Genomic DNA, 22,454 nt, shown 5'->3' on the forward strand with positions numbered 1-22,454 from the left:
ATGAATGCAGGGCGTCAAACCACGGATGCGTGCTGCCGGCAATGCAGAAATTGTCGACGCCGCTTTAGCTTTTCTTGACCGGATTTAGTTCTACTTCAGTCGCGGACGGCAAGGCCGACTTCTTGTCCCTGCCGTAAGGAATTTTCAGCCATGCTCGCTCATGAAGGTAAAAGAGCAGCGACTTGGTGACAACTTCAGTCCCGCCGATGGCTGCAGCGAGCTTCACGCTTCCGGTCACCACGAGCGATATGATCATCGTGTCGATCGTGCCGGTGGCGCGCCAGGAAAGCGCCTTGATGAAGCTGCGCGAGTGGGTGTCCATCGACTACATCATCCTCCCAGTGGATATCAGATGTTCCTTAGCCGACGGATGCGAGGATGAGCAAAGACTAATTTTTTGCCCGGCCGGACGCGCTGCCCAGGCAACGACTAACCAGCCTTCAGCCGCGAGCCGCCGAGCAGGCCGCGTTCCTCAAGCACGGGATAGGCCATGGAGGCCAGCAGCGAGTTGATCTGCTTCAGGTCGCGAATAGTGTCGAGGTGGATGGAACTGGTCTCGACGCTCTTGGCGGTGCCGTCGCGCAGCCGGACAAAGTGGCTGGCGCTGGTCTCTTTCTCGCGCTCGCGCAGCAGGTCCTTTTCCAGCACCAGTTGCCGGGCGGTCTCGGGATCGCGCGAGACCAGCACGTTGAAGGCAAGCCGCGCGTTGGCCAGCACCGAGGCATGGAAGGCGCTGAGCTCGCGCCAGCCCTCAGGCGTGAATTCAAGCCCGCGCTCCAGCTTCTTCCTGACATGCACCAGCATGTTGCGCACGATGATGTCGCCGACCTGTTCCAGCTTGACGCAGGCGCCGATCAGTTCCTGGCAGCGCAGCGCCTCGTCCTCGCTCAAAGGGTTCTTGGTGACCTTGGCGAGATAGAGTTTGATCGCCGCGTGCTTCCGGTCGACGCGGTCGTCGAGCGCCGCGAGCGCCTTGATCTTGTCGCTGTCGGCGCTCTCGTAGAGCTCGATGATGCGCTTCAGCATGATCTCGACCGTCTCGCAGACCCGCACCACCTCGCGCGTGGCGTTTGCGAGCGCCTGGCTCGGCGTGTCGAGCGCGCTTTCGTTCAGCGCCGAAAGCTCGACGACATCGAGCGCGGCCGCCGGCTGCGGCTTGGCGCCGAGCGCCACGATCTTCTCGGAAGCGCGATAGACGAGGCCGGCGAGCGGCAGCCCTGCCAGCAGGATGATCACATTGAACAGGATATGCGCGTTGACGATCTGGTCGGGTCCGGTCGCGCCGAGGAAGCCGACCGGCGGCTTCAGCGTCATGAACAGGATCAGCATGATCAGAGAGCCCATGCCACGCATCAGCAGGTTGCCTATCGGCACGACGCGGACTCCGGGATCGGCATTGCGGGTGAGCAGCGGCGCGATGATCGAGGAGCCGAGATTGACGCCGAGCACCAGCACGATGCCGAGCTCCGGCGGAATGAAGCCGCGGCCAGCCAACGTCACCAGGAGCAGCACCGCCGCGATCGAGGAATGGAACAGCCAGGTGATCAGCGCGGCGAGAAGATAGGCGGTGACGAAATCGCCGGAGAAATAATTGACGATCATCGGCATCAGCGTGCTCTGCCGCAACGGCTCCGAAGCCTGGCCGATCATTTCCAGCGACAGCAGCAATAGTCCGATGCCGACGAGGATACGGCCGAACTGGCGCCAGTCACGTCGCTCGGTGGCCATGAACATGAATGTCCCGGCGACCAGGCAGACCGGCACGAGAAGCGACAGGTCGAAGGTCAGCAGCTTGACGACGAGCGCCGAGCCGATCTCGGCGCCGCGCACGGCAAGCTGCCCGGCGGCGCCCGACACTATGCCCGCGCCGGCGAAGGAGCCGACCAGCAGCGTCACGGCGGTGGAGCTTTGCAAGGCGATCGCCAGGCCGCAACCGGCCAGAACCGCCATCAGCGGATTGCGCATGGTGGCGCGCAGCCTGTGGCGCAGCACATCGCCATAGGCGCGTTCGACGCCGGTCTTGACCAGGCGGGTGGCAAACAGCATCAGCGCCACCGCGCCGGCAAGGTGCAGAAGGACGACAGAACCGCTCATGCCCAGCCTCGCAATGAGGCGGCAAGGAAGGGGGAAGGGGTACGAATCACAAGCATTTCGGGGGTCGAGACTACTCCAAACAACTTTAGCCGGATAATAAATTTTACCCCGCTTGACCGGCGGCCGGCACGCGACGGCGCGTGTCGGAAATGGATGGAAGACATATTGGTTGCATCCGCCCGCCGCGCCAGTCGGCCCGACGCGGTGCGACTGCCGGCCCAAGGGTCAGTCTTGCCCTTTGTTGAAGTGAGCCTCACAAACATAGGAAATCATTACAGAATTGTAGTCCAAGCGTTCAGTTTCGGTTCATCCGGCCGCGGCTACCTCCTTGCCTATCGACAACCAAGGAGCACCGACCATGAAACGTCTCATACTTTCCGTCGTCACCGGCTCGATGTTGGCTGCCACGGCCTTTTCGGGTCAGGCCGCGCCGCTTAATCAGCCGAGCGCGCCGCAGTCCAACTACACCCAGGTCGACTGGCAGAAGCCGGGCGTGACGAAGAAGAAAGTGGTGGTGAAGAAAAAGGTCGTGGTAAGGCGCAGCCACTGGCGCAACGGCCAGAAATACTCCAGCTGGAAGCGCCATCAGGCGGTGCGCGACTGGCACCGCTATGGCCTGCGCCGCCCTGGTCCCGGCCAGGAATGGATCCGCGTCGGCAACGACTACCTGCTGGTCAGCATCGTCTCCGGTATCATCTTCGGCGCGATCGCCGCGCACTGATCCGGCAACGGCCCGAGACGATAAAGAAGGCGGCCACTCGGCCGCCTTCTTTTTGTCTGTGAAAAGCGGGTACGATGGGCTTTGACGAGTCGTCGCGCCCGTGCGGCTCGACTATATGAGGGCAAACGAGCCTTTCCCGATGCGCTTTCCGCCCGCCTTCCTCGACGAGATACGCGACCGTGTGCCGATTTCCTCGGTCATCGGCCAGCGCGTTTCGTGGGACAGGAAGAAGACCAACGCGTCGCGCGGCGATTTCTGGGCGTGCTGCCCGTTCCACGGCGAGAAGAGCCCGTCCTTCCACTGCGAGGACAAGAAGGGCCGCTATCATTGTTTCGGCTGCTCGGTGTCGGGCGATCATTTCAAGTTCCTGACCGAGCTCGACGGCATGAGCTTTCCCGAAGCGGTCGAAAAGATCGCCGAGATGGCCGGGGTGCCAATGCCGGTGCGCGACGCCCAGGAGGAACGGCGCGAGAAGGAGCGCGCCAGCCTGACCGACGTCATGGAAATGGCGACCGTCTTCTTCCAGGAGCGTCTGCAGGGGCCGGAAGGCGCCAAGGCCCGCGCTTATCTGCGCGATCGTGGCCTGACGCCGGTGACGCAGCAGTCGTTCCGGCTCGGCTATGCGCCGGACAGCCGCAACGCGCTGAAGGAATATCTCGCCGCCAAGGGCGTGCTGAAAACCGATATCGAAGCTTGCGGGTTGGTGCGGCACGGTGACGATATACCGGTCTCCTACGACTGGTTCCGCGACCGCATCATGTTCCCGATCCCGGATTCGCGCGGCAAGATCATTGCCTTCGGCGGGCGGGCGCTGGCGCCGGACGCCTTGGCCAAATACATGAACTCGCCGGAGACCGAGCTCTTCCACAAGGGCAACGTGCTCTACAATTTCGCCCGCGCCCGCAAGGCCGTAGCGAAAGGCAGCACGGTGATTGCCGTCGAAGGCTATATGGACGTGATCGCGCTGGCGCAGGCCGGCTTCGAGAATGCCGTGGCGCCGCTCGGCACCGCTCTTACCGAAAACCAGCTCGAGCTTCTATGGCGCATGGCCGGCGAGCCGATACTCTGCTTCGACGGCGACCAGGCCGGGTTGAAGGCGGCATGGCGCGCCGCCGATCTGGCCCTGCCGACGATCCAGCCCGGCCGCTCGGCGCGCTTCGCGCTGTTGCCCGAAGGCAAGGATCCGGACGACCTGGTCAAGGCCGATGGGCCGGACGCTTTCCGCGCGGTGCTGGCGGAAGCCAGGCCGCTTGCAGACCTTTTGTGGATGCGCGAGACAGCCGGCGGCGTCTTCGACACGCCGGAGCGGCGCGCCGAACTCGAAAAGAGGCTGCGTGAGATCACCAGCCGCATCCGCGACGAAAGCCTGCGTTACCACTATCAACAGGAGATGCGTGAACGCGTCTTAAGCTTCTTCGGCTCGCAGCGCGGCACGCGGCAAGGCCATCAACGCCAGGACGGTCGGCCGGGCGAGCGCGGCAGAGGTTCGGCGCCAGGCGGAGCGTTTGGCCGGGGCGCTGCCGGCGCACGCACAGCCATCACCGAAAGCCTCGGCCGCTCGGCGCTGGTCAGGCGCGGCGGCGAGGGCATGTCGGTGCGCGAGGCGACGATCATCGTGGCGCTCATCAATCACCCGGCGCTGATTGACGAGAATTTCGCCCATGTCGAATTCCTCGATCTCGCCAATTCCGACCTGCGGCGGCTGCACGCCGCTATCCTCGACGCGATGGCGCATGATGCGGCCGACGACCGCGACGCGGTGATCGCCACGATCGTGCGCGCCGGGTGCGGCGACATCTGGGAGCGTGCGGTCGCGCTGATCAAGCGCGCAAGGCAGTGGCCGGCGCTCGAAACCGCTGGCCTTGACGATGCCCGCGACGCCTTCAACCAGGCGCTGCACTTGCAGCGCAGCGCGCGCACCTTACATAGAGAGCTGAAACAGGCGCAGGCGGCGCTCGATGCAGACCCTTCGGATGAAAACTTCCGGCATCTCGTCGAGATTCAAGCGCAATTCAACGATATGCAGGCAACGGAAGCGCTGATCGAAGGGTTCGGCGTTTCATCGGGCAGGGTTGGACGGGTTTAGGTCCGACTCTGCCCCGAAAATGAAGTGGAAATATGCAGGCGCGTCGAATCTACGCCTCTAAGTCGGGTAATTGATTCGCTTTTTTCATGCGAATCATGCCAGAGGCGCTTGACCTTCTGGCAGATTGGCGGAATCAGGACGATTCGAAACGTTAACCGTGCCCCCGGCTGCGGCGGGAAATTTTGAGCGATGCGAGGTGCTGGTCACTGGACAGGCAAAAGGCCTGCCACAGATACCAGGGTTAATCTGGACTTAATGCATGTCGCCCAAAAAGTGGAGGCCGGTTTTGGGGCAACGACATGCACCAAACAAAGAGATGATGCGGTTACTGGCCCGGTAGAAGCGTTCTGGTGCGAGCGCAACCGGTGTGACAGCAGCTTACGCGGCTTCGATGTTGGGCCGCTTGGAGACGACAAAGAATGGCGACAAAGGAAAAGGAAGAGGTCGAGACCGAACGTGAAGGCGCCACCGATGGCCCTCTGCTCGACCTTTCCGATGATGCTGTCAAGAAGATGATCAAAGCCGCCAAGAAGCGCGGCTATGTGACCATGGACGAGCTGAACTCGGTGCTGCCTTCGGAGGAAGTGACCTCCGAGCAGATCGAGGACACGATGGCGATGCTCTCCGACATGGGCATCAATGTCGTCGAGGACGACGAGCAGGGCGAGGAGGCGGAGGCGGCCGATTCGGCCGCCGATTCCGACGAGGACGCCAACGAGCTTGCCGAGCAGACCGGCACGGCCGTCGCCACCACGACCACCAAGAAAGAGCCGACCGACCGCACCGACGACCCGGTGCGGATGTATCTGCGCGAGATGGGCTCGGTCGAGCTTCTGTCGCGCGAAGGCGAAATCGCGATCGCCAAGCGCATCGAGGCCGGCCGCGAGACGATGATCGCGGGCCTGTGCGAAAGCCCGCTGACCTTCCAGGCCATCATCATCTGGCGCGACGAGCTCAACGAATCGAAGATCCTGCTGCGCGAGATCATCGATCTCGAGGCGACCTATGCCGGTCCCGAGGCCAAGCAGGCGCCGGTCGTCGAACGCATCGAGGAAGCGCCCAAGCCCGAGGAGAAGCCGCGCGGCCGCGCGGCGGCGCGCGAGGAAGAGGACGACATCACCAATGTCGGCGGCGGCGACACCCGCGGGCTCGAGGAAGAGGAAGACGACGAGGACGAGGCGAGCCTGTCGCTCGCCGCGATGGAAGCGGAACTGCGCCCGCAGGTGATGGAGACGCTCGACGTCATCGCCGACACTTACAAGAAGCTGCGCAAGCTGCAGGACCAGCAGGTCGAGAACCGTCTCGCCGCCGCCGGCACGCTTTCGCCCAGCCAGGATCGCCGGCTGAAGGAGCTGAAGGACCAGCTCATCAAGGCAGTGAAGTCGTTGTCGCTCAACACCCAGCGCATCGAAGCGCTGGTCGAGCAGCTCTACGACATCAACAAGCGCCTGGTGCAGAACGAGGGCAAGCTGCTCCGGCTCGCTGAAAGCTATGGCGTGCGTCGCGAGGAGTTCCTCAGGGAATATCAGGGCTCGGAGCTCGATCCGAACTGGACGCGCTCGATCGCCAACCTGACGTCGCGCGGCTGGAAGGAGTTCACCAAGAACGAGAAGGACGCGATCAAGGAGCTGCGCGCCGAGATCCAGAGCCTCGCCACCGAGACGGCGATCTCGATCCTGGAATTCCGCAAGATCGTCAACCAGGTGCAGAAGGGCGAGCGCGAGGCCGCGATCGCCAAGAAGGAAATGGTGGAGGCGAACCTGCGCCTCGTGATCTCGATCGCCAAGAAATACACCAACCGCGGCCTGCAGTTCCTCGACCTGATCCAGGAAGGCAATATCGGCCTGATGAAGGCGGTCGATAAATTCGAATACCGCCGCGGCTACAAGTTCTCGACCTACGCGACGTGGTGGATCCGGCAGGCGATCACCCGCTCGATCGCCGACCAGGCGCGCACCATCCGCATTCCGGTGCACATGATCGAGACGATCAACAAGATCGTGCGCACCTCGCGCCAGATGCTGCACGAGATCGGTCGCGAGCCGACGCCGGAGGAACTGGCCGAGAAACTCGCAATGCCGCTGGAAAAAGTGCGCAAGGTGCTGAAGATCGCCAAGGAGCCGATCTCGCTCGAAACGCCGGTCGGCGACGAGGAGGACTCGCATCTCGGCGACTTCATCGAGGACAAGATGGCGATCCTGCCGATCGATGCGGCGATCCAGGCGAATCTGCGCGAGACGACGACCCGCGTGCTCGCCTCGCTGACGCCGCGCGAGGAACGCGTTCTGCGCATGCGCTTCGGCATCGGCATGAACACCGACCACACGCTGGAAGAGGTCGGCCAGCAATTCTCGGTCACCCGTGAGCGTATCCGCCAGATCGAGGCCAAGGCGCTGCGCAAGCTCAAGCACCCGAGCCGGTCGCGCAAGCTCAGAAGCTTCCTCGACAGCTGATTACGGAAATCAGATAATCATCGAAAGGGCGCCCCTGGCGCCCTTTTTTGCGATCCAATCATCGCACTGCCGCCTTGCCCGGGCTGTTCGACAGGAGGATAATTTTGCGGTCGGATGCATTCGTGGGCGACAAGCCGGATGCCCGCCCCCGGCGCCGGTCGTAACGGCCAAAGCGCCGTGCTCCGTGGCACCGGAGGGAGGTATGCCATGACGACCTACATCATGCTGATCAACTGGACGGAGCAGGGCGCCAAGAACGTGCGTGAGTCGCCGAAGCGGCTCGATGCCGGCAAGAAGCTACTGGGGGAAATGGGGGGATCGTTCAAGGCGTTCTATCTGACCATGGGCGAATGCGACATGGTCGCCATTGTCGAGGCGCCTGACGATGCGGTGCTGGCTCGCTTCGCGCTGATGCTCTCCTCGGGCGGCAATGTCAGAACGCGAACCATGAAGGCGTTCCCGGAATTCGCCTATCGCGAGATCATCAGTTCGCTCGGGTGAAGGTCCGGCAAGGCACGGACCGGCTAGAGCAATTCCAGGAAAAGTGTGAAGCGGTTTCCTTCAGGAATTGCGTCAAGATAGAGCGGCTCGCCGTTTCGGTGAAACGGTGAAACACGCTCTATTGCGGGGCCGCGCCTCGTTCCCGATAACCATTCCATGTCCGAGCCTCTGACCGTCTGGTACAACACGCGCTGTCCGGTCTGCGATGCCGGCATCACACGCCAGAGGCTGCGGCTGATCGAGGCGGTCAGGGCCGGCCGCATCGAATTCCGCGACATCAATTTCGAGCCGGCGGCGCTGGCCGGATATGGCGCCTCGCTGGAGGACGTCCGCCGCCGGCTGCATGCGACCGATGCCGGAGGCAGATTGCTGGTCGGCGCGGATGTGGCGATAGCGGTCTGGCGGATAACGCCGGGTGAAAGTTGGCTGGCGACATTGTTCGGCAACCCGGTTGCGCTGCCGCTGACACGCTTTGCCTATGACCGTTTCGCCGATCTTCTCTACGCCTGGAATCGCCGCAAAGGCCGCTGGTAGCGCGCTTGACCCGCATTCCGGTCGCGTGGGCGCAGTCAGTTGGCTACAGTCTCGATACATCGTAAGATATATCTTGACTCTGTGGATACCGGAACCTAACTAAGATATATCGTAAGATAGAACTCAAGGAGCAATCCATGCATAAGCATTTCGGACACAACCATTTCGGCGAGCGCATGTTCATGCATATGGCCGGTCGTTTCGGCGGTCGCGGCGGCGGCTTCGGGCCGTTCGGGCACGGCATGCGCGGCGGCGGTCGTGGCGGCCCCGGCGACATGTTCCGCGCCGGCCGCATGCTGGCCGACGGCGATCTCAAGCTGATCACGCTGTCGCTGCTGGCCGAGGCGCCGCGGCACGGCTACGACATCATCAAGGCGCTGGAGGAGCGCACCAGCGGCATCTACAGCCCGAGCCCGGGCGTGGTCTATCCGACGCTGACTTTCCTCGAAGAGGCTGGCTATGCCGTCTCGTCCAGCGAAGGCAACAAGAAGGTGTTTTCGATCACCGAGGCGGGCCGGGCGCATCTCGAGGAAAACCGCGAGATGATCGATCACGTGCTCGACCACCTGGAGCGTTTCGGCCGCAAGATGGCCAAGGCGCGCGACTGGTTCGGCTGGAGCGACGACGGCGAGGACGGCGGCCGGCGCGGTCGGCATGAAAAGCGGGACCGGTTCCGCGCGCTGCGCCACCGGCTGCGTGCCGCGCTCAGCGACATCGTCGATGCGCCGGAAGACAAGCAGGTCGAGGCGATCAGCATCCTGGAAGACGCCGCCGCGGCGCTCGAGGCGCTATCGCGCCGCTAAGGACAATTGCTGGCTCCGAAGGGGCCATTGCTCGTTCAACCAAGGGCCGCCGCTTCATTTTCTTATTGGAGCACGATCCCTTTCGAACCGAAGGTCAGCGAAGCAAAAACCACTGCACACTTTTCGGGATCATGCTTAGTGAAAATCGTCCTGCAACACGCTATGTGATGCAGGACGATTGCCGTTGGAGGATACTGAAATGTCTTTTCTGAAACGTCTTTTCGGCGGCGGCGGTGGCGAGGCAACGGACACCGGAGCCGCGAAGCCGGCAAAGCAGGTCGAGCACAAGGGATTCCTGATCAGCGCCACGCCCTACAAGGCCGACGGCCAGTACCAGACCTGCGGCGTCGTCTCCAAGGAAGTGGACGGCGTGATGAAGGAGCACCGCTTCATCCGCGCCGACCGTTTCGCCGGACTGGACGACGCCGTCGACATCTCGATCAAGAAAGGCATCCAACTCGTCGACGAGCAGGGCGAGAGGATGTTCGGCTGAGCCGCCAAGGCTCGCCGCCTTTTTGCCCCGATCAGAACGCGACCTTGTCGCCGCCCTTGAGCTGAAGGATCTGCCGCGCCTCGTCGGGCGTGGCGATCGAGGCGCCGAGGCCTTCGATGATCTGGCGGACCTTGGTCACCTGTTCGGCGCTCGAGCGGGCGAGCTTGCCCTTGCCGATCCACAGCGAATCCTCCAGGCCGACCCGCACATTGCCGCCGAGAGCGATCGCCTGCGTGGCAATCGGCAGCTGGTGGCGGCCGGCGCCAAGCACCGACCAGTGGTAGTCTTTGCCAAACAGCCGGTCGGCCGTCCGCTTCATGTGGGCGACGTCTTCCGGATGCGTGCCGATGCCGCCGAGGATGCCGAACACGCTCTGGACGAAGAACGGCGCCTTCACTAGGCCGCGGTCGACGAAATGCGCCAGTGTATAGAGATGGCCGATGTCGTAGCACTCGATCTCGAAGCGCGTGCCATTGTCGGCGCAGGTGCGCAATATGTGCTCGATGTCGCCGAAAGTGTTGCGGAAGATGCGGTCGCGCGAGCCTTCGAGATAAGGCCGCTCCCAATCGTGCTCGAAGGTCTTGAAGCGCTCCAGCATCGGAAACAGCGCGAAATTCATCGACCCCATGTTGAGCGACGCCACCTCGGGCGCAAAAACCTTCGCCGGCTTGACCCGCTCTTCCACGCTCATCGTCGCGGCGCCGCCGGTGGTGATGTTGACGACGCAGTTGGAGCGCTGCTTGATGACCTGCAGGAAAGGCGCGAACGCCTCCGTCGATTGGTCGGGGCGTCCGTCGGTCGGATTGCGGGCGTGAAGATGGACGATCGCAGCTCCCGCCTCGGCCGCCTCGATGGCAGCGGTCGCGATCTCTTGCGCTGTCACCGGCAGATGCGGCGACATCGACGGGGTGTGGATCGAGCCGGTGACCGCGCAGGTGATGATGATCTTGTTCTGGTTTGCCACTTCGTGATGCCTCGATCTTTCGTTATTTGACTGCCCCTTGGGTGATGCCGGAGATGAACTGCTTCGACAGCACGATATACAGCAGCGTAATCGGCAGCGCCGCCAGTGTCAGCCCGGTGAACAGCACGCCCAGTCGGTGGTGAGTTCGCCGACGAACACGGTCAGCCCCTGCGGCAGTGTCTTCAAATTGTCGGAGGTCATCAGCACCAGTGGGAAGAAAAAGTCGTTCCAGATCGGCGCCGCGTTCGATGATCATGCAAAAAAGGCAGGCGCCGACCGGCGCCTGCCTTTCTCATTCTTAGGGCGATGATTACGCGGCCGCGGCGATCTGGTCCGCATTCGCAGCCGCGGCAGCGATCGCATCGACCTTGGCGGTGGCCTTGGCAAGTGCTGCCGTGACGGCATCAGCACCCATGCCGACGCCCTCAACGCGGATCACTTCGACGTCGGTCATGCCAAGGAAGCCGAGCACGCTACGCAGATACGGGACAGCATGGTCCATCTGCACTGCCGCACCCTCGGAATAGATGCCGCCGGAAGCGAGCACGATATAGACCTTCTTGCCGCTGACGAGGCCCTTCGGGCCGCCTTCGCCATAGGCAAAGGTCTTGCCCGAGCGGGCGACGTGGTCGACCCACGACTTCAGCGTCGAAGAAATGTTGAAGTTGATGAAGCCGGTGGCGAGGATCACCGTGTCGGCGGCGAACAGTTCATCGAGCACGGCATCGGAAACGCCGACCACCTCGGCCTGGCGCGGCGTGCGGGCTTCGGCCGGCGTGTAGATGCCGGTGGCGTAGTCAGGGTCGATGTGCGGCAGCGGATTGGCGACCAGGTCGCGCACAACAAGCGTGTTGGACGGGTCGGCGGCAATCAGCTTCTGGGCGAGGTCGGTTGCGACGCGGGTCGAGTGCGAAGCAGCGCCGCGCGGGCTGGACGTAACGAGAAGAATAGACATGGCGGTGTCCCCTTGGGGTTGGATTGAACTTTCCCCGCCAATATGGGATTGCCGCCATATCTGGAAAACTGGTATAATTTACATGGTATCCATCTAGAATATGGATTGGTCATGCAACCCAACCCGACACTAGACCAGCTTCAGATCCTGGTGGCGGTGGCCGACACCGGCAGCTTCTCGGCCGCGGGGCGCAAGCTCAACCGGGCGCAGTCCGTGGTGAGCTACGGCATTTCCAATCTCGAAGCGCAGCTCGGCCTGAAACTGTTCGAGCGCGAAGGCGTGCGCGAGCCGCAACTGACCGATGTCGGCAAGGCCATGCTGGAGGACGCACGGCGCATGATCGGCGTCCTGCAACGCATCCGATCGCGCGCCGACGGCTACCGGCAAGGGCTGGAGGCGGAAGTGACCGTGTCGGTCGACGTGGCGCTGCCTTCGCCGGCGCTCGTGCGGGTGCTAAAAGCTTTCGAGGCGCAATTCCCGGCCGTGATGCTGCGGCTTTATATCGGTTCGCTCGGCCTGATCCTCGATCAGGTCGTCAATGGCCAGTCGGATCTCGGCTTTGGCGGGCTGATTGGTGAAGCCGACGTCAATCTGCTGCGCATCGGCTTCACCTCGATGGTACCGGCGGCGGCGCCCGACCACCCGCTGGCGAAGCTGCCGAAACCGGTGGCCGTCGAGGACCTGCGCGAGCATATCCAGCTCGTCGTCTCCGACCAGTCGGAGCGCACGCGCGGGCGCGACTATGGCGTGTTTGCCTATCGCACCTGGCGGCTGACGGATGTGCGCACCAAGCACGCGCTGATGCGCGAGGGCCTCGGATGGGGCGGCCTGCCGCGCTGGTTGATTGCCGACGACCTGGCCAGCGGCCGGTTGGTCGAGCTCGATCTGGAGCCCTATCGCGAGGTACGCTCGCCGCTCTATGCCATGCACCGCACCGACCGCAGCCCCAAGCCCGCCGCGTCCTGGCTGATCGACGAATTCAAACGGCAGCTCGGCTGCTTCAATGAGATGGAGCCCGGCGTGTGGACGGAGGAGGGGCCGGAGACAAGCCGTCCATGAATGCCACCAGAACGGCGCGATAATCCTCGCCCGACGCGCCGGCCTCGACGGCTAAAGCCGCCCTGTCGAAGGCGGCGGCGAGCAGGGCGGTCAGCGCCTCGACCGGCAATCTGGTCATAGCTTGCACGCGCATGGCCGCAACAAGGCCTTCGCGCAGCGAGCGATTGCCGTGGCGGTTGTCGATCTCGTCCATGGCGGCGCGGCCGAGCACGGCCGGTCCATCAAGCAACAGAAGCCGTGTGCGGCCGGGCGACCGCATTGCCTCCAGATAGGCGTCCGAGCCGGCGATCAGCGCTTCGCGGGCGGAGAGCGAGGGCGGCGAAGCATGACCGATCTCCGCCGCCACTGCCGCCGCCTCTTGTTCCACGACCGCCGCAAACAGCGCCTGCTTGTCGGCAAAGTGATGGTAGAGCGCCCCGCGCGTCACGCCGGCGGCGGCGACGATCTCCGGCGTGCCGGTCTCGGCATAGGATTTCTCCGTAAAAAGTCTTCGCGCCGCACGGATCAGATCGGCGCGCGTGGCCTCGGTGCGATCGCGGTTGGAGCGACGTTGCATACATGCAGCCTGTATGTTATTGAATTTACATACAGACTGTATGTTATGAGGCAGGAGAAGAAAAGATGAAGACGACGAGCTACTATCCGGTGCTGATGACCGGCGATGTCGCCGGCACGGCGGCCTTCTACGTCAAGCACTTCCGCTTCGAGCCGCTGTTTACGAGCGACTGGTATGTCCATCTGCGCTCCAGCGAGGACAGGCGGGTCAACCTTGGCGTCGTCCAGGGCGATCATGAGACAATCCCGGAAGAGGGGCGGGGACGCACGTCCGGCCTGCTGATCAATTTCGAGGTTCGCGATCCCGACGCCGTCTATGAGCGCGTCGTCGCCGCCGGCCTGCCGATCCTGCGCAGCCTGCGCGACGAGCCGTTCGGCCAGCGCCATTTCATCACTAGGGATCCCAACGGCGTCCTGATCGACGTCATCAAGCCGATCCCACCGAGCGAGGAGTTTCTGGCGCAATACACCGAAGGCGCGGTACGAAGCTAAGGCTCGCGCTGGCAGCAGGTGTCGGCATTTGGCTCCGACCATATGGCCGGAGCCCTTCGCGGGGATCTATGCTGGAGTGAGTTGAATCGGACCCAGCCGTATGCGTGACATCTGCCTTATCCGCGCGCCCTCCAATCTCGGGCTGCGGCCATTGCGGCCCGGCCATGTGCCCGGCACCTGGCGCGGGCCCGAGGCTCTGACCAAGGCCGGGCTGGTTGAAGCCTTGACGCCCGCGGCAATCCTCGATCTGGAGCGGCCGGCCTACAGCGCCGAACCGGAGCACGGCACCCGGCTGCGCAACGGCCATGCCATCCGCCGTTTCAATCTCGAACTGGCGGATGGCGTCGCCAACGCGCTCGGGCAAGGCGAGTGGCCGCTGGTCATCGGCGGCGACTGCTCGGTGCTGCTTGGCGCGCTCGCCGCCGCTCGACGATCGGGTCCCGTCGCGCTGGTGCATGTCGATGGTCACAGCGATTTCCGCCATCCCGGCAATTATGACGTCAACGCCACGCTCGGCTCTGCTGCAGGTATGGATCTGGCGCTTGCAACCGGGCGGGGCGAGGCCTTGCTCACTGAATGGCCGGGCATTGCCGGCCCGCTGGTGGCGGACGAGGCGGTGGTGCAGATCGGCGAACGCGAGAGCCGCGACCCAGACTTTGCCTGGCCCGACATCAATGCGACCGCGATCACGCGCATCGATGTCTTCGCGGCCCGGGAACTGGGCGCGGTGGGAATGGTGGAGACAACAAGGGCGGCGTTGGCGCGTGTCGGTTTTCCCTACTGGCTGCATCTCGATGTCGATGTGCTCGACCAGACGGTGATGCCAGCTGTGGATTCGCCTGGCAACCCTGGCATCGATCCTGACGATCTCGTCGCCATTCTGTCGCCATTGGCTATGGACCAACGCTGCATCGGCATGGGCATGACGATCTTTGATCCGGACCTCGACCCGAGCGGCGAACTGGCGCGGCTGCTGGTATCGCTGCTCGGGCGGATCGTCAGGCCGCGATAGAGTTCAGCTCCGCGCCACAGGCGTCACCACCACCTGGCTCACACCGCTGCGGCGTACGACGGTGCAGAGCGTCTCGCGGCCGATGCGTTCGGCATCGAGCAGGCGCACCAGATCATCGACGCCGGTAACCGGACGGCCGTCGATGGCGGCGATGATGTCGCCTTCCTTCAGGCCGGCCCTCGCGGCGGGACCGTTCTTCTCGACGCTGCGCAGGCGCACCGCCGTGTTCGTGGTTACCTGCGACAGGAGGGCCGCGCGGCGCGGCAGGTTGGTCGTGTCGGCCGAGACGCCGATGAAGGCGCGGCGCACGCGGCCGAAGCGGATGATCTCGGAGATGACGAAGTTGGCGGTGTTGGAGGCGACCGCGAAGGCGATGCCTTGCGCGCCGTGGATCATGGCGGTGTTGACGCCGATCACCTCGCCGGCCGACGACACCAGCGGGCCACCGGAATTGCCGGGGTTGAGCGCGGCATCGGTCTGGATGACGTCGTCGATCAGCCGGCCGGTCGAGGCGCGCATCGAACGGCCGAGCGCGGAGACGACGCCGGCGGTGACGGTCCATTCGAAGCCCAGCGGATTGCCGATCGCGATCGCGATCTGGCCGCGCCGCAGCCGCTTGGAATCGCCGAGCGGCGCGACATCGGCGAAACTGCCGTCGGCGCGCACCAGCGCGATGTCGGTGTCGGGATCGCGGCCAAGCACGCGGCCCTCGCGGGCGGCGCCGTCCGGCATCGTGACACGCACGGCGCGCGCGTCGCCGACGACATGGAAGTTGGTGACGACCAGCCCGTCCTGCGCGATGACGAAGCCGGAGCCATGGCCGCCGGCGCCGATGCGCTCGATGCGGCAGACGGCCGGGCCGATGCGGTCGACGGCGTCGGCGACCGTCGCCGAATAGATATCGAGCAAGGCGTCATCGGATTGGAGTTTTTCGGCGGCGAAGGCCATGGGTGGGGCTCCGTGTCATTTTGTGCGTGTCGCCATCCCAAAACCGCGCGGCACTTTTGGGCGACACGCACTATATGTGCGGAGCGGCCGCATTCGCCGCGACCTGACCACATGGCCAGTCCGGTCGCCGACTAGCCGTCAGGCGAGTATCCGCGGGCGCGGCATGGAGCGATATCTGGGTCACAGAACCCAGGAGATCATCGATATGAGCAACTTCAACCTCAGCGCCTTTTCCGACGCCGTTGCCGACGTCGCGGCGACCGCCGCGCCGACGCTGGCGAGCTTCGCCACGCATCACCACCGCACCGCGAGCGCCTTCCACTGGCGAGACGGCTTCTTCGTCACCGCCGAGGAAGCGGTCGAAGCCGGCGAGGAGATCGAGCTGATGCTGGCCTCGGGCGAAACCGTGGGGGCGGAGCTTGTCGGACGCGATCCTTCGACCGGCGTTGCCCTGTTGAAACCAGCCTCCGCCGCAGCCGGTTTGCCGCAGCTGCCTCAGGGTGCCGCCGTGCGCCCCGGCCATGTGGCGATCGCAGTCGGCAATAGCGAAGGGGCGGCACTTGCCGTGTTCGGCACGGTCGGCGAGGTCGGGCCTGCCTGGCGCTCGATGCGCGGCGGCACTATCGATCGGCGCATCAACCTCGCCATCAACACTGGCGGCCGCTTCGAGGGCGGTCCGGTGCTGGATGCCAAGGGCGGCCTGATCGGCATGCTGCTGTTCGGACCGCGCCGGCGGGCGCTGGTCATGCCATACGAGACGATCGAGCGGGCGGTGGCGACACTGCGCGAGAAGGGCCATGTCGCGCGCGGCTATCTCGGCGCCGGGCTGCATCCGATCCGCAATGGCGACACGCACGGCGCCATGGTGATGAGCATCGACGACAGCGGCCCTGCCAAGGCCGCTGGCCTGCATGTCGGCGACATCATCGTCGCCTGGAACGGCGAGGCCGTGCATGGCCCGCGTGAGCTGATCCGCAAGCTCGGGCCGGACAGCGCCGGCGCGGCCGTGACGCTTGGTATTTTGAGCGGCGGCACGCAGCGCGACGTCTCGATCACCATCGGCGAGAAGCCGCTGAGCTGAGAGGGTCGATGGCGGAGAGCGCGGCACAAACGATTGCGAGACCGGAGGCGGTAGCCCACCGGCTGACGGTGCTGATCGCGCTCGGCGACGTGGCGCGCGCCGAGCAACTGGCCGACGCGCTTGCGGCGAGCGACGACCTGCTGCCGACGCTCGCCGGCAGCGGCATGGGTCAAGCGGCGGATGTCGCCGTGGTCGACGAGGCGGCTTTGGAAAGCCGGGCCGTGAGCCCGGCAACACCGTGTGTGCTGCTCTCCCGGCGCGCGGGCCACGAGCGGTCGGCCGGCAATCTGTTTGCGACGCTGCCAGCCTTCGCCGACAGCTTGCTGATTGCCGCCGCCTTGCGGTTGGCGGCGTCCGGCTATCGCATCAGCAGGGCAGGACCCTCAGAGGCTCATGGCGATTTCCACGCAGGGCTGTCCGAGGACGAGACGTCCGACGACAACCAGGTCCGCGCGGCGTTGTCGCCGCGCGAGGCGGAAGTGCTGGCGCTGCTGGCTGAAGGCGCACCCAACAAGGTGATCGCGCGGCGACTCAACATTTCCGTTCACACGGCGAAGTTCCATGTCGCCGCGATCCTGATCAAACTCGGCGCGGCGAACCGGACGGACGCGATCGCCATAGCGATGCGACAGGGGCTGGTGCTGGTTTAAGCTCGGTCGACTCCTGTTTTCATAGCGACGCAGCGTAATCTCGCCCCGGCGCCTTGGGCCTTGCGCCACGCCCGTCCGCCGCGCAAGTTGCCTCCCACGTTTGAAGAGGGAGGCGATAGATGTCGCTCAAGGGAAAGACGCTGTTCATCTCGGGTGGATCGCGCGGCATTGGTCTCGCGATCGCACTGCGCGCGGCGCGGGACGGCGCCAATGTGACGATCGCGGCCAAGACAGCCGAGCCGCACCCGAAGCTGCCGGGCACGATCTACACCGCGGCCGAGGAGATCGAGCAGGCCGGCGGCAAGGCGCTGCCGGCGCTTTGCGACATCCGCGAGGAGGGGCAGGTCGCAGATGCGGTGGCAAAGACGGTGGAACGGTTCGGCGGCATCGACATCTGCGTCAACAATGCCAGCGCGATCCAGCTCACCGGCACGCTGGAAACCGACATGAAGCGCTACGACCTGATGCACCAGATCAACACGCGCGGCACCTTCCTGGTCTCCAAAATGTGCGTTCCGCACCTGAAGTTGGCCAAAAATCCTCACATCCTGAATCTGGCGCCGCCGCTCGACATGAAGGCCAAGTGGTTCAAGAACCACGTCGCCTACACCATGGCCAAGTTCGGCATGTCGATGTGCACGCTTGGCATGAGCGCCGAATTCGCCGGAGCCGGCATCGCCGTCAATTCGCTGTGGCCGATCTCCACCATCGACACCGCCGCCGTGCGCAATCTCCTGGGTGGCGCCACGATGGCGGCGATGAGCCGCTCGCCCGACATTATGGCCGACGCCGCGCATGCGATCTTCCTGCGGCCGTCGCGCGAGGCGACCGGCAATTTCTACATCGACGAGGAGGTGCTGCGCGCGGAGGGCGTCACGGACTTCTCGATCTATGCGCCGGGGGCGACAGGACCGCTGGCCGGCGACTTCTTCGTGCCGGACGAGGTGTTCGCCCGTACGGATACCGCGATCAGGAATATCTACTGACGGAAATCACGCGAACGTCGCTTCATCTCGATGAAGGACTCGAGGTCAAACGGCTCAGGATCTCCCGATCGATCACCCTCGTCGATTGCCTTACGAAGCCGTTCGAGGTCCGGATGATCTTCGTTCTGTCCCATAGGCATCACTCCGCAGCCTTCTTGCCCTTGGCCAGCGCCATCACCCGGTCGATATAAGCGAGCATAAGCGCCGAGAAGACGAAGGCCAGATGCATGACGGTCAGCCACATGAGCTGATCGCTCGTGTAGGAGGCGTGGTTGAGGAAGACCTGCAGCAGGTGGATCGAGGAGATCGCGACGATGGTCGAGGCGACCTTGACCTTCAGCGAGCCGACGTCGATCGTGCCCAGCCAATGGACCTCGCCGTCCTGCTCGTCGAATCGGCTGACGAAATTCTCGTAGCCCGAAATGATCACCATCACCACCAGTGAGGCGACAAGGGCGGCGTCGATCAGGCCGAGCATCTTCAGGATCGTGTCGGTGTCGCCGAGCGTGAAAACACTCATCACGAACTCGTAGAGCTTCTTGCCGAAGGACAGCGGGTAGGTCGCGAGCGCAAGGCCGAGCCCCAGATAGAAGGCGACCAATAGCCAGCGCGAGGCAAGGATGACGGATTCGATGGCGAGTTCGAGACGCTTCATCAGGTGTTCCGGGCTGGGTTTCGCTTCGGGGGTCGGTCCGTATTTCGGGCAGGCGGACTCTGTTTTCAAGACAAAAAGCCCCGCCGGAGAGGGGGACCGGCGGGGCTCATGTGTCCCGCTGGAGTCGGGACAGGGCAGGGAACGCCCTGGCTAGAATCTGGGTGCCGCAATGCGGCGATTCAATGAGCGCGGCGGGACAAGCGGGACAATTCTTCTTGCATCTTGAAAGAAAGGGCCGGTCTGGATCCGGACCGGCCCTCATCTTCTCGCGCTGATTGCGAAAATCGGATCAGGATTTTGAAATCAAACGCTAAAGCGCGTCGCGCTGAAACGGATTCAGGCGACGCGCTTTGGGTCTTTGTTACTGCTCGTTGTTGCTCGCCACCGGCGCCACCAGCGAGGTGATGCGGCGGATGGCGACACGGCGGTTCTCGCGGTTCGGGCCGGACGTATTCACCTTGAGATACTCCTCGCCATAGCCCTGTGTCGTGAGGTTCTCAGCGGGGATGCCGAAGGCGTTGGTCAACGCCTCGGCGACCGCCTCGGCACGCCGGTCCGACAGAGCGAGGTTCGCGTCGGGCGTGCCGACCGCGTCGGTATGGCCCTCGATCAGGAAGGTTTCCGCCGGGTTCTTCTTCAGAAGTTTTTCCATGGCGGTGGCCACGCCCTCGAGCTTCTGCACTTCGGTGTCGGAGATCGTCGCCGAGCCGAAGTCGAAGTTCAGCGTGTCAAGGTCGATGCGACGGGCGATGTCGCGCACGCGCGCCGAGCGCTTGACCTCGTCGATCGAGTAGAGGCGCTGCACCCTCTCCACCGGCGGCTGCTCGAGGAAGGTGTAGTACTCGTCCGGATCCTCGACTTCCTCCGAATCCAGGATGTAGTCCCGACGCGATATGTCGAGACGCATCGGTGGCAGGTCGTCGCCAGGATCGCGCCACTCGTCGACGTCGTTGTAGTAGCGCTCGTCGACATAGCTCAGCACATATTCGCGCCCGTCCGGCATGATGCGCGATCGCCGGACGACGTCGCCATTGCGGTTGCGGATGGTGATGATCCTGACGCCGTTGTCGCGCTCCACGATTTCGCGGGTACGGCCGCCCGAAAGATCCTCGTAGTAAACATCCCTGGCGCCACGGGTGATGCGAGGCGCTTCGTTGCTTTCCACGAACGTCTGGTTGTTGAACTGAAGGATCACGCGGTCGCCGAACTGCTTCAGCACGTCCGCGCCCTGCGGCCGGCGGCGCTCGCGCACCACCTGCTCGGGCGTAAGCTCGATCCGCTTGCCCTTTTCCTCGGTGGCCGGAACGATCGTCTCAGGCTTGATCGCCTGCTGCGCCGCCTTGTCGTCGGTGGGTGGTGGACCTTGATCGACCGGAGCCAGCTGCGGCTTCTGCACCTGCTCTCCCGTCTGCTGCTCGGTCTGGGTGCCAGTTTGGCCGGTGCCGCCTTGCTCTACGCCAGCCTGGCCGCTTTCGCTCTGGCCGGCCGGCTGACGGCCCTTGCGCTTGCGCACAACATCCTTCTGGCTGTCGAAGAGCGGGGCCTCGTTCGCATTGGCAGGCGCTTCGCCCTGCGCGGCAGTGCCGGCATTCGCGCCGCCTTGGGCCGGCTGCTCGCCTGTGGCGGGCTGGCCGCCGGTGGTCGCCTGGCCTTCGGCAGGGGGCTGCTTGGTTGAAGGTTGCTCCCCCGTCACCGCTTGACCGGCGCCGGGCTGCTGACCGAAGGCTTTCCTGCGCTTCTTTGTCTTGTCCAGAGGCTGTTCGCCCTCGGCCGGCGCGGCTTGCTGATTGTTCTGCTGCGGCTCGGCCTGCTGCGCCGGCTCGCCAGCAGGGGCCTCGGTCTTCGGCGCCTGCTCGGTTGGGGCGGTTTCAGTCTGTTGCTGCTGATCCCGCTTCTTCTTGCGCAGCTTGTCCTGCGGCAAGTTGTCGTTGGCGGGCGCCGCCTGTTCAGCGGGCTGCTCGGCCGGCGCGGTTTCGGTCTGTTGCTGCTGCTGGTTGCGCTTCTTCTTGCGCGGCTGCAGTTCCTCAGTCACAGGCGCACCGCCCTGATCGGCTGGTGCTGCCTCGATCTGCTGCTGGTCTCGCTTCTTCTTGCGCGGTTGGATCTGCTGCTCGTCGGCCGCGGGCTGGCCGCCCTGATCGGCAGGTGCTGCCTCGATCTGCTGCTGCTTGTCGCGCTTCTTCTTACGCGGCTGGAACTGCTGCTCATCGGCCGCTGGCTGGCCGCCCTGATCGGCGGGGGCTGCCTCGATCTGCTGCTGCTGGTCGCGTTTCTTCTTACGCGGCTGGAACTGCTGCTCATCGGCCGCTGGCTGGCCGCCCTGATCGGCCGGCGCTGCCTCGATTTGCTGCTGTTGATCGCGTTTCTTGCGCGGTTTGAGCTGCTGCTCGGCCGGTGCTGCTTGCTCCGCCTGGCCAGTATCCATCTGCTGCTGGTCCTGCCGCTTCCGGCGCGGCTTCTGCTCGGGCTCGGCGGGCTGCTCGGCCGGGGCCGATTCCGTCTGCTGTTGCTGCTCGCGCTTCTTTTTCTTCGGTTGCTCAGCTTGTCCCTGCTGGCCACCTTGCGCACACTCCTCTGCCGATTGGCCTTCGGCACAGCTCGTCTGCGCCAGAATCAGTGGCGCTCCCTGCGAGGCGCCGAAATCGGCCTGCAGCGGATACGCGCCCAACGGCGCGGATGCCATAAGCAGGCCGATTGCCGTACCCGCCAGAATCCGTGGTTGGCGTTTCATATCAATTTTCTCCTAAGTGGGGTCCCATCCCTGCCCAAACTTTCATCATCCGCAATTGGTTCCTTCAGGCATTGGCAGCAGCCAAGGATGCCTGGCCGGCCTTTTGAAGGCAATTTCGTGTTTTTCTAATGTTGATACTGGGTCACTGCGACAGCGACGCTTGACCGGAAGGCCAGGGAGGGCCAAATCCAGCCGCATGACCGCACCGTTCTGGAAAACCAAGACGCTTGAGGCGATGACGCCGGCCGAGTGGGAATCGCTCTGCGACGGCTGCGGCAAATGCTGTCTTTCGAAGCTCGAGGACGAGGACACCGGCGAGATCTATTGGACGAGCGTCGGCTGCCGGCTGTTCGATGCCGAAAAATGCCTTTGCTCGGACTATGCCAACCGGCTGTCGCGCGTGCCCGATTGCGTCGGGCTGACGCCGCAGAACGTGCGCACCATCACCTGGCTGCCCAAGACCTGCGCCTACCGGCTCATCGCCGAGGGCCACGATCTCTATTGGTGGCACAGGCTGGTCTCGGGAAGTGCTGAGACCGTGCACGAGGCCGGGATATCGATCCGCGGCCGGGTGAAGGCCAAGGAAACGGATCTCGCCGAGCCGGACGATTATTTTGACTATATACTGGACGACGAACCCTGAGGGGTTCGCATTTTTGCGAGGAACGACGAACCCTGGCG

24 protein-coding genes are annotated in these 22,454 nt (G+C 64.1%); 14 read left to right on the plus strand and 10 right to left on the minus strand.

Annotation, left to right across the window (positions count from 1 at the left end; genetic code table 11):
• Nucleotides 1-64: 64 nt before the first annotated feature.
• Together AC4FWB_RS28760 and AC4FWB_RS28765 are read right to left on the minus strand one after the other, a co-directional pair.
• On the minus strand, nucleotides 65-322 hold the full coding sequence (locus AC4FWB_RS28760; protein WP_491029619.1) for a DUF2061 domain-containing protein: 258 nt from the start codon (nucleotides 320-322) through the stop codon (nucleotides 65-67).
• Between the two features lie 107 nt (nucleotides 323-429).
• On the minus strand, nucleotides 430-2,094 hold the full coding sequence (locus AC4FWB_RS28765) for a Na/Pi cotransporter family protein (RefSeq protein ID WP_491029620.1): 1,665 nt from the start codon (nucleotides 2,092-2,094) through the stop codon (nucleotides 430-432).
• Nucleotides 2,095-2,452: 358 nt separating this feature from the next.
• On the opposite strand from AC4FWB_RS28765, the gene AC4FWB_RS28770 reads away from it, so the two are divergent.
• The 7 genes from AC4FWB_RS28770 to AC4FWB_RS28800 all read left to right on the plus strand — a co-directional run bounded on the left by AC4FWB_RS28770 (nucleotide 2,453) and on the right by AC4FWB_RS28800 (nucleotide 9,685).
• Nucleotides 2,453-2,815 carry an RcnB family protein gene (locus AC4FWB_RS28770; protein ID WP_491029621.1) on the plus strand — a complete coding sequence of 121 codons (363 nt, stop codon included), beginning with the start codon at nucleotides 2,453-2,455 and terminating at the stop codon, nucleotides 2,813-2,815.
• Nucleotides 2,816-2,954: 139 nt separating this feature from the next.
• The gene (gene dnaG, locus AC4FWB_RS28775) at nucleotides 2,955-4,901 is read left to right on the plus strand and encodes a DNA primase (RefSeq protein ID WP_491029622.1); all 1,947 of its coding nucleotides are present in this window, start codon (nucleotides 2,955-2,957) and stop codon (nucleotides 4,899-4,901) included.
• 419 nt (nucleotides 4,902-5,320) lie between these two features.
• The gene (rpoD, locus tag AC4FWB_RS28780; protein WP_491029623.1) at nucleotides 5,321-7,354 is read left to right on the plus strand and encodes an RNA polymerase sigma factor RpoD; all 2,034 of its coding nucleotides are present in this window, start codon (nucleotides 5,321-5,323) and stop codon (nucleotides 7,352-7,354) included.
• Nucleotides 7,355-7,561: 207 nt separating this feature from the next.
• Nucleotides 7,562-7,855 (plus strand): GYD domain-containing protein, encoded by a 294-nt coding sequence (locus AC4FWB_RS28785; protein ID WP_059186919.1) that lies wholly within the window; start codon nucleotides 7,562-7,564, stop codon nucleotides 7,853-7,855.
• 156 nt (nucleotides 7,856-8,011) lie between these two features.
• On the plus strand, nucleotides 8,012-8,389 hold the full coding sequence (locus tag AC4FWB_RS28790) for a thiol-disulfide oxidoreductase DCC family protein (protein WP_491029624.1): 378 nt from the start codon (nucleotides 8,012-8,014) through the stop codon (nucleotides 8,387-8,389).
• Nucleotides 8,390-8,526: 137 nt separating this feature from the next.
• Nucleotides 8,527-9,192, plus strand: a complete 666-nt coding sequence (locus AC4FWB_RS28795; protein WP_491029625.1) for a PadR family transcriptional regulator — start codon at nucleotides 8,527-8,529, stop codon at nucleotides 9,190-9,192.
• Nucleotides 9,193-9,391: 199 nt separating this feature from the next.
• Nucleotides 9,392-9,685 carry an HlyU family transcriptional regulator gene (locus tag AC4FWB_RS28800; RefSeq protein ID WP_067326794.1) on the plus strand — a complete coding sequence of 98 codons (294 nt, stop codon included), beginning with the start codon at nucleotides 9,392-9,394 and terminating at the stop codon, nucleotides 9,683-9,685.
• Between the two features lie 31 nt (nucleotides 9,686-9,716).
• Here the strand turns inward: AC4FWB_RS28800 and kce are convergent, their stop codons facing one another.
• The 3 genes from kce to AC4FWB_RS28815 are packed head-to-tail and all read right to left on the minus strand — an operon-like array spanning nucleotide 9,717 to nucleotide 11,604.
• Nucleotides 9,717-10,649: a 3,5-dioxohexanoate:acetyl-CoA acetone transferase gene (gene kce, locus AC4FWB_RS28805; RefSeq protein WP_491029626.1), complete on the minus strand. Its 933-nt coding sequence runs from the start codon at nucleotides 10,647-10,649 to the stop codon at nucleotides 9,717-9,719.
• Between the two features lie 22 nt (nucleotides 10,650-10,671).
• Entirely contained in the window at nucleotides 10,672-10,905 is a 234-nt protein-coding gene (locus AC4FWB_RS28810; RefSeq protein ID WP_491029627.1) for a hypothetical protein, read from the minus strand.
• A 54-nt stretch (nucleotides 10,906-10,959) separates the two neighbouring features.
• A complete protein-coding gene (locus AC4FWB_RS28815; protein WP_491029628.1) occupies nucleotides 10,960-11,604 on the minus strand; it encodes an FMN-dependent NADH-azoreductase in 645 nt (214 codons plus the stop codon).
• A gap of 111 nt (nucleotides 11,605-11,715) precedes the next feature.
• On the opposite strand from AC4FWB_RS28815, the gene AC4FWB_RS28820 reads away from it, so the two are divergent.
• A complete protein-coding gene (locus AC4FWB_RS28820; protein WP_491029629.1) occupies nucleotides 11,716-12,663 on the plus strand; it encodes a LysR family transcriptional regulator in 948 nt (315 codons plus the stop codon).
• Here AC4FWB_RS28820 and AC4FWB_RS28825 read toward each other — a convergent pair.
• Nucleotides 12,605-13,219, minus strand: coding sequence for a TetR/AcrR family transcriptional regulator (locus AC4FWB_RS28825; protein ID WP_491029630.1), 615 nt, complete (start codon nucleotides 13,217-13,219; stop codon nucleotides 12,605-12,607). The genes AC4FWB_RS28820 and AC4FWB_RS28825 overlap by 59 nt on opposite strands.
• Before the next feature lie 65 nt (nucleotides 13,220-13,284).
• Between AC4FWB_RS28825 and AC4FWB_RS28830 the strand changes: the two genes are divergently transcribed.
• Both AC4FWB_RS28830 and AC4FWB_RS28835 read left to right on the plus strand, forming a co-directional pair.
• Complete coding sequence (locus AC4FWB_RS28830) at nucleotides 13,285-13,710, plus strand: VOC family protein (protein WP_491029631.1); 426 nt, start codon at nucleotides 13,285-13,287, stop codon at nucleotides 13,708-13,710.
• Between the two features lie 100 nt (nucleotides 13,711-13,810).
• Nucleotides 13,811-14,722: an arginase family protein gene (locus tag AC4FWB_RS28835; RefSeq protein WP_491029632.1), complete on the plus strand. Its 912-nt coding sequence runs from the start codon at nucleotides 13,811-13,813 to the stop codon at nucleotides 14,720-14,722.
• Between the two features lie 3 nt (nucleotides 14,723-14,725).
• Here AC4FWB_RS28835 and AC4FWB_RS28840 read toward each other — a convergent pair whose 3' ends face one another.
• Nucleotides 14,726-15,670 carry a S1C family serine protease gene (locus AC4FWB_RS28840; RefSeq protein WP_491029633.1) on the minus strand — a complete coding sequence of 315 codons (945 nt, stop codon included), beginning with the start codon at nucleotides 15,668-15,670 and terminating at the stop codon, nucleotides 14,726-14,728.
• A 205-nt stretch (nucleotides 15,671-15,875) separates the two neighbouring features.
• Between AC4FWB_RS28840 and AC4FWB_RS28845 the strand changes: the two genes are divergently transcribed.
• From AC4FWB_RS28845 to AC4FWB_RS28855, 3 genes are all read left to right on the plus strand, one after another.
• On the plus strand, nucleotides 15,876-16,751 hold the full coding sequence (locus tag AC4FWB_RS28845; RefSeq protein ID WP_491029634.1) for a S1C family serine protease: 876 nt from the start codon (nucleotides 15,876-15,878) through the stop codon (nucleotides 16,749-16,751).
• Nucleotides 16,752-16,759: 8 nt separating this feature from the next.
• Nucleotides 16,760-17,401, plus strand: a complete 642-nt coding sequence (locus AC4FWB_RS28850; RefSeq protein ID WP_491029635.1) for a helix-turn-helix transcriptional regulator — start codon at nucleotides 16,760-16,762, stop codon at nucleotides 17,399-17,401.
• A 119-nt stretch (nucleotides 17,402-17,520) separates the two neighbouring features.
• Nucleotides 17,521-18,387 (plus strand): SDR family oxidoreductase, encoded by an 867-nt coding sequence (locus AC4FWB_RS28855; protein WP_491029636.1) that lies wholly within the window; start codon nucleotides 17,521-17,523, stop codon nucleotides 18,385-18,387.
• Here the strand turns inward: AC4FWB_RS28855 and AC4FWB_RS28860 are convergent.
• From AC4FWB_RS28860 to AC4FWB_RS28870, 3 genes are all read right to left on the minus strand, one after another.
• Nucleotides 18,381-18,527, minus strand: a complete 147-nt coding sequence (locus tag AC4FWB_RS28860; protein WP_491029637.1) for a type II toxin-antitoxin system ParD family antitoxin — start codon at nucleotides 18,525-18,527, stop codon at nucleotides 18,381-18,383. The genes AC4FWB_RS28855 and AC4FWB_RS28860 overlap by 7 nt on opposite strands.
• A complete protein-coding gene (locus AC4FWB_RS28865) occupies nucleotides 18,527-19,042 on the minus strand; it encodes a TIGR00645 family protein (RefSeq protein ID WP_491029638.1) in 516 nt (171 codons plus the stop codon). The genes AC4FWB_RS28860 and AC4FWB_RS28865 overlap by 1 nt, the downstream gene beginning before the upstream one ends.
• A gap of 361 nt (nucleotides 19,043-19,403) precedes the next feature.
• A complete protein-coding gene (locus AC4FWB_RS28870) occupies nucleotides 19,404-21,773 on the minus strand; it encodes an OmpA family protein (RefSeq protein WP_491029639.1) in 2,370 nt (789 codons plus the stop codon).
• Nucleotides 21,774-21,969: 196 nt separating this feature from the next.
• Between AC4FWB_RS28870 and AC4FWB_RS28875 the strand changes: the two genes are divergently transcribed.
• Nucleotides 21,970-22,416 carry a YcgN family cysteine cluster protein gene (locus AC4FWB_RS28875; RefSeq protein ID WP_126092492.1) on the plus strand — a complete coding sequence of 149 codons (447 nt, stop codon included), beginning with the start codon at nucleotides 21,970-21,972 and terminating at the stop codon, nucleotides 22,414-22,416.
• The last annotated feature ends 38 nt before the right edge of the window (nucleotides 22,417-22,454 follow it).

The organism is Mesorhizobium sp. LEGMi-168a (genome assembly GCF_058312955.1).